This window comes from Pseudomonas sp. MBLB4136, assembly GCF_051904765.1.
In the GTDB taxonomy this organism is placed as follows: domain Bacteria; phylum Pseudomonadota; class Gammaproteobacteria; order Pseudomonadales; family Pseudomonadaceae; genus Aquipseudomonas.
In genome coordinates this window covers 3,940,938-3,953,698 of the sequence record NZ_CP196713.1, presented here as the reverse complement: position 1 = coordinate 3,953,698, position 12,761 = coordinate 3,940,938, and the positions used below count along the sequence as shown (strand labels likewise).

The following is a 12,761-nucleotide window of genomic DNA, read 5'->3' as shown; positions in this document are numbered from 1 at the left end:
ACCATCCGCCCTGGGTGACGCTCCTAGCTCAGGTTGAGCGTCGGGATGAGGCTCGGCGCGACGTCCTGGCCCGGCACCGGTACCGGTGCGGCCAGACCCAGGTTGTTCTTCTCGAATACCTTGTCGGCCCGGTAGCTGGAGCGTACCAGCGGACCGGCCGCCACCTCCATGAAGCCTTTCTCCAGGCCTATATCGCGGAACCGATTGAACTCTTCCGGACTGACCCAGCGCTTGACCGGCAGGTGGTTGCGAGTGGGCTGCAGATACTGGCCGAGGGTGAGGATGTCCACGCCGATGGCGCGCAGGTCGTCCATGGTTTCGATGATTTCTTCATCGGTTTCACCCAGGCCCAGCATCAGGCTGGTCTTGGTCAGCACATCCGGGCGGTGGCGCTTGGCGTGCGCCAGCGCGTTCAGGGTCTTCTCGTAGCCGGCGCGCGGGTCGCGCACCACATGGGTCAGGCGCTTGACCGTCTCGACGTTCTGCGCGAACACCTGCAGGCCGGAATCCACCACCCGCTCGATGGCCAGCAGGTCACCGTCGAAGTCCGGAGTCAGGGCCTCCACTACCACCTCTGGCGTGCGCTCCTTGATGGCGCGCACGCAGGCGGCGTAGTGGCTGGCGCCACCGTCGTCCAGGTCGTCACGGTCCACCGAGGTCAGCACGATATAGCGCAGCGCCATCAGTTCCACCGACTTGGCGGTGTTCTGCGGTTCTTCCAGGTCCAGCCAGCCGTTCGGGTTGCCGGTATCCACCGCGCAGAAGCGGCAGGCGCGGGTGCACACCGAGCCCATCAGCATGATGGTGGCGGTGCCGTTGGACCAGCACTCGCCCATGTTCGGGCAGTGCGACTCCTGGCAAACGGTGCTCAGGCGATGCTCGCTGACATTGCGCTTGACCGCTTCGAAGCGGCTGCCGCCGGGGGCCTTAACCCGCAGCCATTTGGGCTTGGGTTCATACACCTGGGGTTCGGCCGAGGCGCGGCGCTTCTGGCCATCCTTGATCGCGGTGATGCCCTGAACGGTGCGGAATTTGTCGCCGCTGGCAACGGGTTTGGGCGAGGACGTGTCTGACATCGGAAATCGGGACTCCGGTAGAGGCTCCATTGGCGAGAGGCTTGTGGCCGCCGCGCAGTCTATCACAGAAGGCCTTTTTGCAAGCTGGCGGTCGCCTGCCGGCGGTCGCCGCCGGCCTGGGGGAATCGCTTCAGTGGCTGCGCAGCTGTTGCAGCAGCTCGTAGCTCGGGTAGCCATCGGCCGGCCGGCCGAGGCGCTGCTGGTAGGCGCGCACCGCCTTGCGCGTGTTGGCGCCGATGATGCCGTCGGCCGGGCCCGGCTCCAGGCCGATGCTGGCCAGGCGCTCCTGCAGCTCGACGCGCTCGCTGCGTCCCAGTTGGCGGTCGGAGCGGGGCCAGGCGGCTTGTACGCCGGGCTGGCCATCGAGGGCGTCCGAGAGCAGGCCGATCGCCAGCGCATAGGCGGTGGAGTTGTTGTACTTGAGGATGCTGCGGAAGTTGTTCAGCAGCAGGAACGCGGGGCCGCGGTGCCCGGCAGGCAGGAACAGGCTGGCCAGGTTGTCCTCGCGGGCATCGACCGGGTTGACCGGCTTGACGCCAAGGGCGCGCCACTGCACCAGGCTGCGGCGCACTTCCGGGTCGGCCAGGGCGTAGTCGAAATCACTCGGCAGGCGCACCTCGAATCCCCAGGGCTGGCCATTGTCCCAGCCCGAGTTGTGCAGGTAGTGGGCGGCGGAGGCCAGTGCATCGGCGGTCGAGTGCCACAGGTCGCGGCGACCGTCGCCATCGAAGTCCACCGCGTACTGATTGAAGGTGGTGGGCATGAACTGGGTCTGCCCCATGGCCCCCGCCCAGGAGCCCACGAGCTTCTGCGACGGGCTGTCGCCGGCCTGCAGTATCTGCAGGGCCGCCAGCAGCTGGCTGCGCCAGAAGGCCTGGCGGCGACCGTCGAAGGCCAGGGTCGCCAGGGAGCGGATCACGTTGTTGCTGCCGATGTTGCTGCCGAAGTTGCTTTCCATGCCCCAGATGGCGATCAACACCTCGTGGTCGACGGCGTAGGCGCTGCGAATGGCTTTCAGGGTCGGCCGGTGCTGGGCCTTGAGCACACGCCCCTGGGCCACGCGAAGCGGCGAAAGGGCGCCATCCAGGTACTCCCACACCGGGCGGCTGAACTCCGGCTGGTTGCTGTCGGCGGCGATGACCTTGGGGTCGGGGGTGACGCCGGCAAAGGCACGGTCGAACAGGGCGGCATCTATGCCGGCGGCGATGGCATCGCTGCGCAGCAGGCTGCGCCACTCCTCGAAGCTGAGCAGCGGGGCGGCGACCGTCGAGCTCGGGCCGATGGCAGAGGTGACTGCCGCTGCAGGAGAGGAGGCCAGGGGTTGTGCGGGGGCTTCGGCACAGGCGCTCAGGAGTACAAGCAGGCAGGCCGTGGCGGTGTGATTCAGGCCGCGAAGGAGCAGGTAGGGCATGGTGGTCTCGGGGCGTTTTGCAGGCGCTTACCTTAGCACGAATGGCCGGCCATGCGGGCTGTGGCGGGGCTTTCAGGCGGCCACAACGAACGAAGCCTCCCAGTTTGGCTGGGAGGCTTCGCGGCGATAACTGCCTTTGCCCTTGCGCGGTTTTTCCTGGCGACAGCGAAACAGCGGCTGGGCGATTAGGGATTTGGCCTTGTTCGGGCCATGCTTGCTTTTCCTGCTCATGGACAGTCCTCTGCGGGGCCCGCTGCGTGCGGGCGCGCCGATGATGAGGGTGGGGTGTGGGGGATGTCCAGTCTTGGGGCGGGCGGTCAGCGGCCGGGGTCTGCGGGCAGCCCCAGGCGCTGGCCGCAGAGCGTCAGGGTCAGCAGGCTCAGGCCGTTCCACGGGTCGCCTGCGGCCTGGCCCTTGATCTGTGCGTCGATGCGCTGGGCGTCCTGCAGCAGCTGGCCCCAGCGTGCCGCGGAGTGGCGCTGCAGGGCCTTGCTGACCAGGGGCCGGCGCTTGTCCCAGACCGGCGGGCGCGCCGAGCTGAAGGCCTTGTCCAGTGGCATGCCCTGGGCGTACTGCTGGGCGATGGTGGCGAGCAGGCGCAGCTCCCGGGCCAGGGCCCAGAGAATCACCGGTGGCTCGACCCCTTCACCGCGCAGGCCCTCGAGCATGCGCAGGGCGTGGGCCGCCTCGCCGTTGAGGGCCGCATCGATCAGGCCGAACACGTCATAGCGGGCGCTGTCGGCCACGGCGGCGAGCACGGTGTCGGCGTCGATCTGGCCGCCCTCGGCGAGCAGCTTGAGTTTCTCGATTTCCTGGGCAGCGGCCAGCAGGTTGCCTTCCACCCGCGCGGCGATCATGTCCAGCGCTTCCTGGCTGGCGCTGAGGCCGGCCTGGGCCAGGCGCTGGCGAATCCACTGCGGCAGCTGGGCGGCGTCGACCGGCCAGATCTGCAGGAACTGGGTCTGGGGACCATCGATCAGGGCCTTGGCCCACTTGGTCTTCTGCGTGCTGCCGTCGAGCTTCGGCAGGCTGATCAGCAGCACGGTGTCCTCGGCCGGCCGTGCCAGGTACTCGAGCAGCGCGGCGGCGCCCTTGTCGCCGGGCTTGCCGTTGGGGATGCGCAATTCCAGCAGGCGCTTCTCGGCGAACAGCGACAGGCTGGCGCCGGCCTGCAGCAGGCTGCCCCAGTCGAAACTGCTTTCGGCGTTGAACACCTGGCGTTCGCCAAAACCCTGCTGGCGGGTCGCGGCGCGGATGGCGTCGCAGGCTTCCTGGCAGAGCAGGGCTTCATCGCCACTGACCACATACACCGGGGCCAGGTTGCCCTGAAGATGCTTGCTGAGTTGTGCGGGGTTGAGTTTCATCGGCTGGGCGATGCGGGGCCGGCGGTGCGGCCCCGCAGGCGTATCAGGGGTAGGTCGGCAGCGATACGGGCGACTGCTGGGGTTGCGCCGCCTGGCTCTGGCGGGCGGCCTCCAGGGCTTCGGCTTCCGCCTTGGCCTTGGCTTCGGCGCTCTGCTGCAGCTGCTCGAGCTGGGCCGGGCTGATCTGCTCCAGGCGCTGTACCAGTTGCTGCACCAGGTCGCGGCGCATCTCGTTGCGCAGCTGTGCGGCTTCCTGGGCTGAACCGATCAGGTTATTGCCATCCTGCACATAGAAGCTCTGCACCTCCAGGCTGTTGCTCAGCAGCAGCAGGTTGCGGCTGCCGCGGATCTCGTAGTCGAGGGTGGTGGTCAGCTCATATTCGGCGCTGCGCGCCGCGCTGGTGTAGCTGGCCGCACGCTGGTCCTCGCGCTCGTTGCTCAGTACCAGGCGGTAGGGCGCGCCGGGGTAGACCCGCACGTCGTTGCTCTCGAGTACCTGGCGCACCTGCTTGAGCGTGTCGCCGTAGGCGTTGCGCGCGCTGACGTCGAGTTCCTTGAGGGCGAACTGCACGTCGCCGGTGCCGCGCAGCTGGAAGCCGCAGGCGCTCAGGAGCGCGGCCAGGCCGATTACCAACAGATTCCTTTTCAGCATCTTTGTATCCCCTTGTAGAGCGTCCCGGCGTGCCGCACTGCGGTCGCGCCGGGCTTGATCAGTTGGCGACTATGTTGACCAGCTTGCCGGGCACCACGATGACCTTGCGGATGCTCAGGCCCTCGGTGAAGCGCAGCACGTTCTCGTTGACCCGCGCCGCTGCCTCGACTTCCTCGCGACTGGCGCTGGCCGGCATTTCGATCTGGCCGCGCAGCTTGCCGTTGACCTGGACCACCAGGGTCAGGCTGTCCTGGACCAGGGCGGACTCGTCCAGGGTCGGCCAGCGGGCGTCGATGACCGCCTCGGCATGGCCCAGGTCGTGCCACAGCTGGTGGCTGATGTGCGGGGTGATCGGTGCCAGCAGCAGGACCACGGTCTCCAGGCCCTCCTGCAGCAGGGCGCGATCCGCGGCGCTGGCCTGCGGTGCTTTCTCCAGCACGTTCATAAGGGTCATCACCGCGGCGATGGCCGTGTTGAACTTGTGGTGTAGACCGATATCCTGGCTGGCCTGCTTGATGGCCAGGTGGATGGCGCGGCGGATTTCCTTCTGCCCGTCGTTCAGGCTGGTGGTGTCCAATGCAGCCGGCAGGCCCTGGCTGATATGGCCATGGGCCAGGCGCCAGACGCGACGCAGGAAGCGGCTGCCACCCTCGACGCCGGAATCGGACCACTCCAGGCTCATGTCCGGCGGCGAGGCGAACATCATGAACAGGCGGCAGGTGTCGGCGCCGTAGGCATCGATCATCGCCTGGGGGTCGACGCCGTTGTTCTTCGACTTGGACATCTTCTCGGTGCCGCCGATTTCCACCGGCAGGCCGTCGCTCTTCAGTTTGGCGGCGATGACCTTGCCCTTGGCGTCGCGCTCGACGATCACGTCGGCCGGGTTGAACCAGTCCTTGCCGCCGTTATCCGCCAGGCGATAGTAGGTATCGGCGACCACCATGCCCTGGGTCAGCAGGTTCTTGAACGGCTCGTTGGAGGACAGCAGGCCCTCGTCGCGCATCAGCTTGTGGAAGAAGCGCGCGTACAGCAGGTGCAGGATGGCGTGTTCGATGCCGCCGATGTACTGGTCGACCGGCAACCAGTGGTTGGCCGCGGCCGGGTCGACCATGCCGCCGGTGTACTGCGGCGAGGCGTAGCGGGCGAAGTACCAGGACGACTCGACGAAGGTGTCCATGGTGTCGGTTTCGCGCTTGGCCGGCGCTCCGCACTTCGGGCAGCTGCACTCATAGAACTCGGGCATGCGCGCCAGCGGGCTGCCGGCGCCATCCGGCACCACGTCTTCGGGCAGTACCACCGGCAGCTGGTCTTCCGGCACCGGTACGTCGCCGCAGCTGTCGCAGTGGATGATCGGGATCGGGCAGCCCCAGTAGCGCTGGCGGCTGATGCCCCAGTCGCGCAGGCGGAACTGGGTGCGCGACTGGCCGAGACCCTTGTTGCGCAGCACCATCTCGATGGCGTCGAAGGCGCCTTCGAAGTCCAGGCCGTCGAACTCGCCGGAGTTGATCAACTGGCCGTGCTCGCCGTAGGCGTCCTGCCAGGGCGCCGGGGTCTCATCGCCGGCGCTGGTGCGCACCACGGCCTTGAGCGGCAGGTCGTACTTGTGGGCGAACTCGAAGTCGCGCTCGTCGTGGGCCGGTACTGCCATCACCGCGCCGTCGCCGTAGTGGATCAGCACGTAGTTGGCGACCCATACCGGCAGTTTCTCGCCGGTCAGCGGGTGGACGACGAACAGCCCGGTGGGCAGGCCCTTCTTTTCCTGGGTGGCGATGTCCGCTTCGGCCACGCCGCCGCGCTTGCATTCGTCGATGAAGGCCTGCAGCTCGGCATTGTCCCGGGCCGCCAGGGTGGCCAGGTGGTGCTCGGCGGCCACCGCCACGTAGGTGGCGCCCATCAGGGTGTCGGGGCGGGTGGTGAAGACCTTCAGCGCGCCGCTCTCGCCGATGCTCTCGGCGTCGTAGGGGAAGCTGACTTCCATGCCGCGCGACTTGCCGATCCAGTTGCGCTGCATGGTCTTGACCTGCTCGGGCCAGCCGTCCAGCTCGTCCAGGCTACTCAGGAGCTCATCCGCGTACGCGGTGATCTTGAAGTAGTACATGGGGATCTCGCGCTTCTCGATCAGCGCGCCGCTGCGCCAGCCGCGGCCGTCGATGACCTGCTCGTTGGCCAGTACGGTCTGGTCCACCGGGTCCCAGTTGACGGTGCCGTTCTTGCGGTAGATCACGCCCTTCTCGAACAGGCGGGTGAACAGCCACTGTTCCCAGCGGTAGTAGTCCGGCTTGCAGGTGGTGACTTCCCGCGACCAGTCGATGGCCAGGCCCAGGCTCTTGAGCTGGGTCTTCATGTAGTCGATGTTTTCGTAGGTCCACTTGGCCGGGGCGACCATGTTCTTCATCGCCGCGTTTTCCGCCGGCATGCCGAAGGCGTCCCAGCCCATCGGCTGCAGCACGTTCTTGCCCTGCATGCGCTGGTAGCGGGCGATCACGTCGCCGATGGTGTAGTTGCGCACGTGGCCCATGTGCAGCTTGCCGCTGGGGTAGGGGAACATCGACAGGCAGTAGAAGGTGTCCTTGCCCGGCTGTTCACTCACTACAAAGGATTTCTGCGCGTCCCAGTGGGACTGCGCGGCGGCTTCGATTTCGCGTGGCTGATACTGTTCGTGCATGGCTACTGGCGCTAGGGAATGGAGGCTTGCGGGAAACGCCGTAGCATACATGACCCCCCTTGACTGAGGGAAACCCTGATTGCTCGTGCGGCCCGGCGGCCAAAGGCCGGCCTGCCGTTGGTCGCCGGGCCCGGCTGCGCGGAGGGCGACCGCTAAGCTTGCAGTAGGGCTGTTCGATAAAGCCCGACGCGAGGTGATTGGATGGGTGAGTTGCGGCGAGCGCAAGGGAGCGGCGATTTGTACAAGCGGCTGCTGCAACGCCTTGCCTTGGCGCTGGACGAGGCCGACAGCCTCGGGCGGATAAGCGAGTCGCCGCCGGGTGAGTTGGAGTTGCGCGGACTGACGGCGGCCGAGTTGGAGCTGATCCGCGCCTATATGGACCACGATCTCAACTGGCTGCGCGGCTGGCACGCCGCGGCCGAGGAGCTGGCGCAGATCGAACAGTTGCCGGTGCGCGAGGCGAAGTCCGGGCAGGCCCTGAAACGCGCGATGAGCCGGGCCCTAGGCGGCGCGTCAGGCTCGGCCAGGCAGCAGGTGCTGCTGTGTTGTGCGCTGTGTGGCGAGGACGTCGACTGGCGCCCGGGGCAGGGCGTGGAGGCCTGTACGGCGTGCGGCTCGCAGCTGTTCCGCGCCCGCGGCAGTCATCGATAGCGCGTCCATCGGAGGTTTCTGCGTTGCTGTGGCCCGCTCCTGGTTGGCATCCACCGGCGAGCTGATAGGCTTGGCGCCCCAGTGGAGGGTGCCCGATGCCGATTCGCTACATCCTTAAACAACTGTTCATGCCGCCCGGCGTGCTGCTGCTTCTGCTGCTGGCAGGTTGGTGGCTGCGCAGGCGCTGGCCGCGCTTGGCGGCCGGCTGCTTCGTGCTCGGCTTCGGCGGGTTGTGCCTGATGAGCCTGCCGGTCTCGGTGGAGTGGGCTGCGCGTCTGCTGGAGCGGGATGGGGCGCTGGCCGAGGCGCAGTGGCCGGCGCTGGCGCGGCAGGCCGAGGCGATCGTGGTATTGGGTGGCGGGCGCGAGCGCGATGATCCGGCCTGGGGTGGCGACCAGCCTGCCGCCATGGCCCTGGAGCGCCTGCGCTACGCCGCGCGGCTGGCCAGGGCCAGCGGCTTGCCGCTGCTGACCAGCGGCGGCCTGCACTTTGGCCACCCGCCCAGCGAGGCGGCCCTGATGGCCCAGGTACTGGAGCGGGATCACGGGGTGGCCGTACGTTGGCAGGAGGGTGCGAGCCGCACCACGTGGGAAAATGCGACGCATAGCGCCGACCTCTTGCGCCAGGCGGGCGTCACCCGGGTGGTGCTGGTCACCCAGGCCTGGCACATGCCCAGGGCGCGTTGGTGTTTCGAGCAACAGGGTCTGCAGGTACGGGCGGCGCCGGTGGGCTTTCTCGGGGTGGCCAACGGCCGCCCCGCCGCCGGCTGGCTGCCGGAAGCCAAGGCCCTGTGGCAGAGCGCGCTGCTGCTCAACGAGGCGATCGGGTTGCTCGCCTACCCGCTGTTCTACGGCCAGGCCCCTTCCGGCGAGTGAGGGCCTAGAACGTCCTGGCCATGCGGCTGGCCAGTAGGGCCCAGCCCAGCAACAGCGCGCAGAGGATCGTCAGCGGCCAGGCGCGCCATTGCAGGTAGGGCGTCAAGTGCTGCATCGGCTGCACTTCGCCGTAGAGCACTCCGCGCTCGAACTGCGGCAGCTGCGCGCTGATCTCGCCGAAGGGGTCGATCAGCACGGTCATGCCGTTGTTGGTCGCGCGGATCATCCAGCGTCCGGCCTCGAGGGCGCGCATCTGCGCCATCTGCAGGTGCTGCAGGGGGCCGATCGAACTGCCGAACCAGGCGTCGTTGCTCACCGTCAGCAGCAGGTCGCTCTGGGCGGCCAGGCCGGCGGCGAACTCCGGATAGACCACTTCGTAGCAGATATAGGTGGCGATGCTATGGCCCTTGGCCTGCAGCAGAGGCTGGTCGGCCGACCCGCGGGCGAAGTCCGACATCGGCAGGTCGAAGAAGGCGATCAGGCCGCGCAGCAGCTCTTGCAGGGGTACGTATTCGCCGAAGGGCACCAGTTTCTGTTTCAGGTAGTCACCGCTTCCCTCGCCGACCACGCTGACCGCGTTGTAGTAGCGCGGCTCGCCGCGTTCGTTGGCCTGGCGGATCGGCACGCCGGTGATCAGCGCGGCGCCGCGCTCGCGGGCGAAATGCTCCATGACCCCCAGATAGCCGAGGGCCTGCTCCTTGAGCACCGGTACCGCGGTCTCCGGCCAGACGATCAGGTCGGTGGGCCGGGCGCTGAAGCTCAGGTCGCGGTACAGCGCCAGTTGCGCGTTGAGCTGAACCGGGTCCCATTTCAGGTTCTGCGGCACATTGCCCTGCATGGCTGCCACCCGCAACGGGGCGCCGGTTGCCGTGGTCCAGGCGTGGCCCTTGAGCAGGCCCCCGGCGATCCACGGCGCGGCCAGCAGCACCAGGCCGGCGACGAGGAAGGCGGGGCGGGCGCGCAGCGGGCGCAGATTGACCAGCAGTGCGGCGCTGAGCGCCAGGACGAAGGACAGCAGCCAGACGCCACCCAGCGGCGCCAGTCCGGCCAGCGGGCCGTCGAGCTGGCTGTAGCCGGCATAGAGCCAGGGGAAGCCGGTGAGGAACCAGCCGCGAAAGGCCTCCTGGGCCAGCCACAGGGCGGCGAAGGCCAAGGCGTCGGCCAGTGGCGCCTCGACGCGGCGCAGCCAGCGCGCCCACAGCCAGGCGGCCAGGGCATAGAACAGGCCGAGGCCGGCGACGAAGGCCAGGGTCAGCAGCGCGGCCAGGGGCGGCGAGGCGGCGCCATAGTCGTGGATGCTGACGTAGACCCAGCTGGTGCCGGCGGCGAACAGGCCGAAGCCGTAGCACCAGCCGCGCCCCGCGGCCTGGCGTGCGTGCAGGTCGCGCAGGCCGAGGTAGAACAGGGCGATGGACAGGATCGCCAGCGGCCACAGGTCGAAGGGGGCGAGTGCCAGGGGCGTGACGGCGCCGGCCGCCAGGGCGATCAGGTTGCCCGGCCAGCCGGGGCGAGTTATCCAGTGCATCGCGTGCAGGTCCTTGGATTGGGGTGGCGCAAGAGTAGAGCGGAACGCGGGAGGGGGAAAGCAGGTGCGGCTGATGGCCTGCCTGTCGGGCCGCGGACGCGGCGCCGACAGGCAGGCAGCCTGCGCCTCAGCGCATCAAGGGGGTCAGGCGCAGCAGGTGGATGCGCCGGCTGTCGGCGTTGAGCACGCGGAAGCGGAACTCGCCGATCTCGGTCACCTCGTTGCGCTTGGGCAGGTGGCCGAAGGCGCTCATGACCAGGCCGCCGACCGTGTCGAACTCGTCGTCGGAAAACTGGGTTTCGAAGGCTTCGTTGAAGTTGTCGATCGGCGTCAGCGCCTTGACCAAGAAGTCACCGCTGGGCAGTGGTTTGACGTAGCTGTCTTCCTCGACGTCGTGCTCGTCCTCGATGTCGCCGACGATCTGCTCGAGCACGTCCTCGATGGTCACCAGGCCGGCGACGCCGCCGTACTCGTCGATCACCACGGCCATGTGGTTGTGGTTGGCGCGGAACTCGCGCAGCAGTACGTTGAGGCGCTTGGACTCGGGGACGAAGGTCGCCGGGCGCAGCAGGTCCTTGATGTTGAAACTGTGCTGTTCGTCCTGCAGAACCAGCGGCAGCAGGTCCTTGGCCAGCAGGATGCCGATCACGTCGTCGAGGCTTTCGCCGATCACCGGGTAGCGCGAGTGGGCGGCGTCGATGATCGACGGCAGGAATTCCCTGGGTGTCTGGCTGGCCTTGATGCTGATCATCTGCGAACGGGGGACCATGATGTCGCGAACCTGCAGGTCGGCGACCTGGATGGCACCTTCGACAATGGCCAGGGCCTCGCTGTCGAGCAGCTTGTTCTGGTGCGCGTCGCGCAGCACTTCCAGCAGTTCCTGACGGTTTTTCGGCTCATGAGCAAAAGCCTGGGTCAGCTTGTTCAGCCAGGACTTCTGCTCGTTGCTCGATCGATCTTCGCTCATTGGGGTACTCGGGATCCTTGCTTGTGGGCAATCAGTCGTCGCCGGCGTAGGGGTCGGGATGCCCCAGCTCGGCGAGCAGTGTTCGTTCCAGTGCTTCCATTTCCTCGGCTTCGGCCTCTTCGATGTGGTCGTAGCCGAGCAGGTGCAGACAGCCGTGAATCACCAGGTGGGCCCAGTGGGCTTCCAGGCTCTTGCCCTGTTCGCCGGCCTCGCGGGCGACCACCGGGGCGCAGATCACCAAGTCGCCAAGCAACGGGATATCCAGCAGCGGTTCGCCGTCCGGCCCATCCGGCAGGTCGGCGGGAAAGGACAGCACGTTGGTCGCGTAGTCCTTGTGCCGGTAGGTGCTGTTGAGTTCGCGCCCCTCGGTCTCGTCGACCAGGCGGATGGTCAGCTCGGAGTCGGCCGTGCGCTGGCGCAGGGCCAGTTCGCACCAGGCGCGAAACTGTGCTTCGCCGGGCAGTTCGGCTGCCTGGCTGGCGACCTGCAGGTCCAGTTCAACCATCGGCGTTGTCCTGTGCGTCGTCGAGCTTGCCGTGCATGCGGTTGTCGTGTCGCTCGTAGGCCTCGACGATGCGCTGTACCAGCGGGTGGCGCACCACGTCCTTGGGCTTGAAGTGGGTGAAGCTGATGCCCGGCACCTCGTGCAGCACGTCGATCACGTGGGTCAGGCCGGAGCGGGTGCCGCGCGGCAGGTCGACCTGGGTGATGTCGCCGGTGATCACCGCGGTGGAGCCGAAGCCGATGCGAGTGAGGAACATCTTCATCTGTTCCAGGGTGGTGTTCTGGCTCTCGTCGAGGATGATGAAGCTGTTGTTCAGGGTGCGGCCGCGCATGTAGGCCAGCGGGGCGATCTCGATCACCTGGCGCTCGATCAGCTTGGCCACCTGCTCGAAGCCGAGCATCTCGTACAGCGCGTCGTACAGCGGGCGCAGGTAGGGGTCGATCTTCTGCGCGAGGTCGCCCGGGAGGAAGCCGAGCTTCTCCCCGGCCTCCACCGCCGGGCGCACCAGCAGGATGCGCCGCACCTGCTCGCGTTCCAGCGCGTCCACCGCGCAGGCCACGGCCAGGTAGGTCTTGCCGGTACCGGCCGGGCCGATGCCGAAGTTGATGTCGTTGTCGAGGATCGCCTTGACGTAGCGCTGCTGGTTGGCGCCGCGCGGACGGATGCTGCCCTTGCGCGTGCGCAGGGTCACGCCGACTTCGCTCTTGTCGCCAACGGTCTCCATGGCCGACTCCTGCAGGAACAGGTGGACCAGGTCGGGCGACAGCTCGGTGCTCTTGGTCTCGCGGTACAGGCGGTGCAGCAGCTGCTCGGCGGCGGCGGTCTGCTCGGCGGGGCCGATCAGCTCGAACTGGTTGCCGCGGTTGCGGATCTCGATCGCCAGGCGCTGTTCGATCAGGCGCAGGTGTTCGTCGAATTGCCCGCAGAGGTTGGCGAAGCGGCGAGCCTCGAAGGGTTCGAGGATGAAGCGATGGGGTTCTATGGGTGCGTTCAAGGTCGTAGATGGCCGCCAGTCGGCAGGGGTTGTGAGGCGAAGAATAGCGCTAGCCGTCGAAGGGGGAAAGCTCACT

General features: G+C 67.5%; 12 protein-coding genes. 2 read left to right on the top strand and 10 right to left on the bottom strand.

What is annotated here, in order from left to right:
• Positions 1 to 23 precede the first annotated feature (23 nt).
• The 6 genes from lipA to leuS all read right to left on the bottom strand — a co-directional run bounded on the left by lipA (position 24) and on the right by leuS (position 7,168).
• Positions 24 to 1,076: a lipoyl synthase gene (lipA, locus tag ACSX1D_RS18035; protein ID WP_439859817.1), complete on the bottom strand. Its 1,053-nt coding sequence runs from the start codon at positions 1,074 to 1,076 to the stop codon at positions 24 to 26.
• Positions 1,077 to 1,206: 130 nt separating this feature from the next.
• Positions 1,207 to 2,487 carry a lytic murein transglycosylase gene (locus tag ACSX1D_RS18030; RefSeq protein ID WP_439859816.1) on the bottom strand — a complete coding sequence of 427 codons (1,281 nt, stop codon included), beginning with the start codon at positions 2,485 to 2,487 and terminating at the stop codon, positions 1,207 to 1,209.
• Positions 2,488 to 2,559: 72 nt separating this feature from the next.
• On the bottom strand, positions 2,560 to 2,718 hold the full coding sequence (gene arfA, locus ACSX1D_RS18025) for an alternative ribosome rescue factor ArfA (RefSeq protein WP_439859815.1): 159 nt from the start codon (positions 2,716 to 2,718) through the stop codon (positions 2,560 to 2,562).
• 86 nt (positions 2,719 to 2,804) lie between these two features.
• On the bottom strand, positions 2,805 to 3,851 hold the full coding sequence (gene holA, locus ACSX1D_RS18020; protein WP_439859814.1) for a DNA polymerase III subunit delta: 1,047 nt from the start codon (positions 3,849 to 3,851) through the stop codon (positions 2,805 to 2,807).
• Between the two features lie 43 nt (positions 3,852 to 3,894).
• Complete coding sequence (locus ACSX1D_RS18015) at positions 3,895 to 4,503, bottom strand: LPS-assembly lipoprotein LptE (protein WP_439859813.1); 609 nt, start codon at positions 4,501 to 4,503, stop codon at positions 3,895 to 3,897.
• 58 nt (positions 4,504 to 4,561) lie between these two features.
• On the bottom strand, positions 4,562 to 7,168 hold the full coding sequence (gene leuS / locus ACSX1D_RS18010) for a leucine--tRNA ligase (protein WP_439859812.1): 2,607 nt from the start codon (positions 7,166 to 7,168) through the stop codon (positions 4,562 to 4,564).
• Between the two features lie 201 nt (positions 7,169 to 7,369).
• Between leuS and ACSX1D_RS18005 the strand changes: the two genes are divergently transcribed.
• Positions 7,370 to 7,819 carry a hypothetical protein gene (locus ACSX1D_RS18005; RefSeq protein WP_439859811.1) on the top strand — a complete coding sequence of 150 codons (450 nt, stop codon included), beginning with the start codon at positions 7,370 to 7,372 and terminating at the stop codon, positions 7,817 to 7,819.
• A 95-nt stretch (positions 7,820 to 7,914) separates the two neighbouring features.
• Positions 7,915 to 8,694, top strand: a complete 780-nt coding sequence (locus ACSX1D_RS18000; protein WP_439859810.1) for a YdcF family protein — start codon at positions 7,915 to 7,917, stop codon at positions 8,692 to 8,694.
• Between the two features lie 4 nt (positions 8,695 to 8,698).
• Here the strand turns inward: ACSX1D_RS18000 and lnt are convergent, their stop codons facing one another.
• The 4 genes from lnt to ACSX1D_RS17980 all read right to left on the bottom strand — a co-directional run bounded on the left by lnt (position 8,699) and on the right by ACSX1D_RS17980 (position 12,685).
• Positions 8,699 to 10,219, bottom strand: coding sequence for an apolipoprotein N-acyltransferase (gene lnt / locus ACSX1D_RS17995; protein WP_439859809.1), 1,521 nt, complete (start codon positions 10,217 to 10,219; stop codon positions 8,699 to 8,701).
• Positions 10,220 to 10,346: 127 nt separating this feature from the next.
• Positions 10,347 to 11,186: an HlyC/CorC family transporter gene (locus ACSX1D_RS17990; protein WP_439859808.1), complete on the bottom strand. Its 840-nt coding sequence runs from the start codon at positions 11,184 to 11,186 to the stop codon at positions 10,347 to 10,349.
• 31 nt (positions 11,187 to 11,217) lie between these two features.
• The gene (gene ybeY / locus ACSX1D_RS17985) at positions 11,218 to 11,691 is read right to left on the bottom strand and encodes an rRNA maturation RNase YbeY (RefSeq protein WP_439859807.1); all 474 of its coding nucleotides are present in this window, start codon (positions 11,689 to 11,691) and stop codon (positions 11,218 to 11,220) included.
• Complete coding sequence (locus tag ACSX1D_RS17980; RefSeq protein ID WP_439859806.1) at positions 11,684 to 12,685, bottom strand: PhoH family protein; 1,002 nt, start codon at positions 12,683 to 12,685, stop codon at positions 11,684 to 11,686. Before ACSX1D_RS17980 ends, ybeY begins: the two co-directional genes overlap by 8 nt.
• Positions 12,686 to 12,761 lie beyond the last annotated feature (76 nt).

What these genes read in the sequence shown, in the direction of transcription:
- ACSX1D_RS18015 (WP_439859813.1), bottom strand. Translation starts at nt 4,503, where the DNA reads ATGCTGAAAAGGAATCTGTTGGTAATCGGCCTGGCCGCGCTCCTGAGC.
- arfA (WP_439859815.1), bottom strand. Translation starts at nt 2,718, where the DNA reads ATGAGCAGGAAAAGCAAGCATGGCCCGAACAAGGCCAAATCCCTAATC.
- lipA (WP_439859817.1), bottom strand. Translation starts at nt 1,076, where the DNA reads ATGTCAGACACGTCCTCGCCCAAACCCGTTGCCAGCGGCGACAAATTC.
- leuS (WP_439859812.1), bottom strand. Translation starts at nt 7,168, where the DNA reads ATGCACGAACAGTATCAGCCACGCGAAATCGAAGCCGCCGCGCAGTCC.
- ybeY (WP_439859807.1), bottom strand. Translation starts at nt 11,691, where the DNA reads ATGGTTGAACTGGACCTGCAGGTCGCCAGCCAGGCAGCCGAACTGCCC.
- ACSX1D_RS18005 (WP_439859811.1), top strand. Translation starts at nt 7,370, where the DNA reads ATGGGTGAGTTGCGGCGAGCGCAAGGGAGCGGCGATTTGTACAAGCGG.
- ACSX1D_RS18030 (WP_439859816.1), bottom strand. Translation starts at nt 2,487, where the DNA reads ATGCCCTACCTGCTCCTTCGCGGCCTGAATCACACCGCCACGGCCTGC.
- ACSX1D_RS17990 (WP_439859808.1), bottom strand. Translation starts at nt 11,186, where the DNA reads ATGAGCGAAGATCGATCGAGCAACGAGCAGAAGTCCTGGCTGAACAAG.
- ACSX1D_RS18000 (WP_439859810.1), top strand. Translation starts at nt 7,915, where the DNA reads ATGCCGATTCGCTACATCCTTAAACAACTGTTCATGCCGCCCGGCGTG.
- holA (WP_439859814.1), bottom strand. Translation starts at nt 3,851, where the DNA reads ATGAAACTCAACCCCGCACAACTCAGCAAGCATCTTCAGGGCAACCTG.
- lnt (WP_439859809.1), bottom strand. Translation starts at nt 10,219, where the DNA reads ATGCACTGGATAACTCGCCCCGGCTGGCCGGGCAACCTGATCGCCCTG.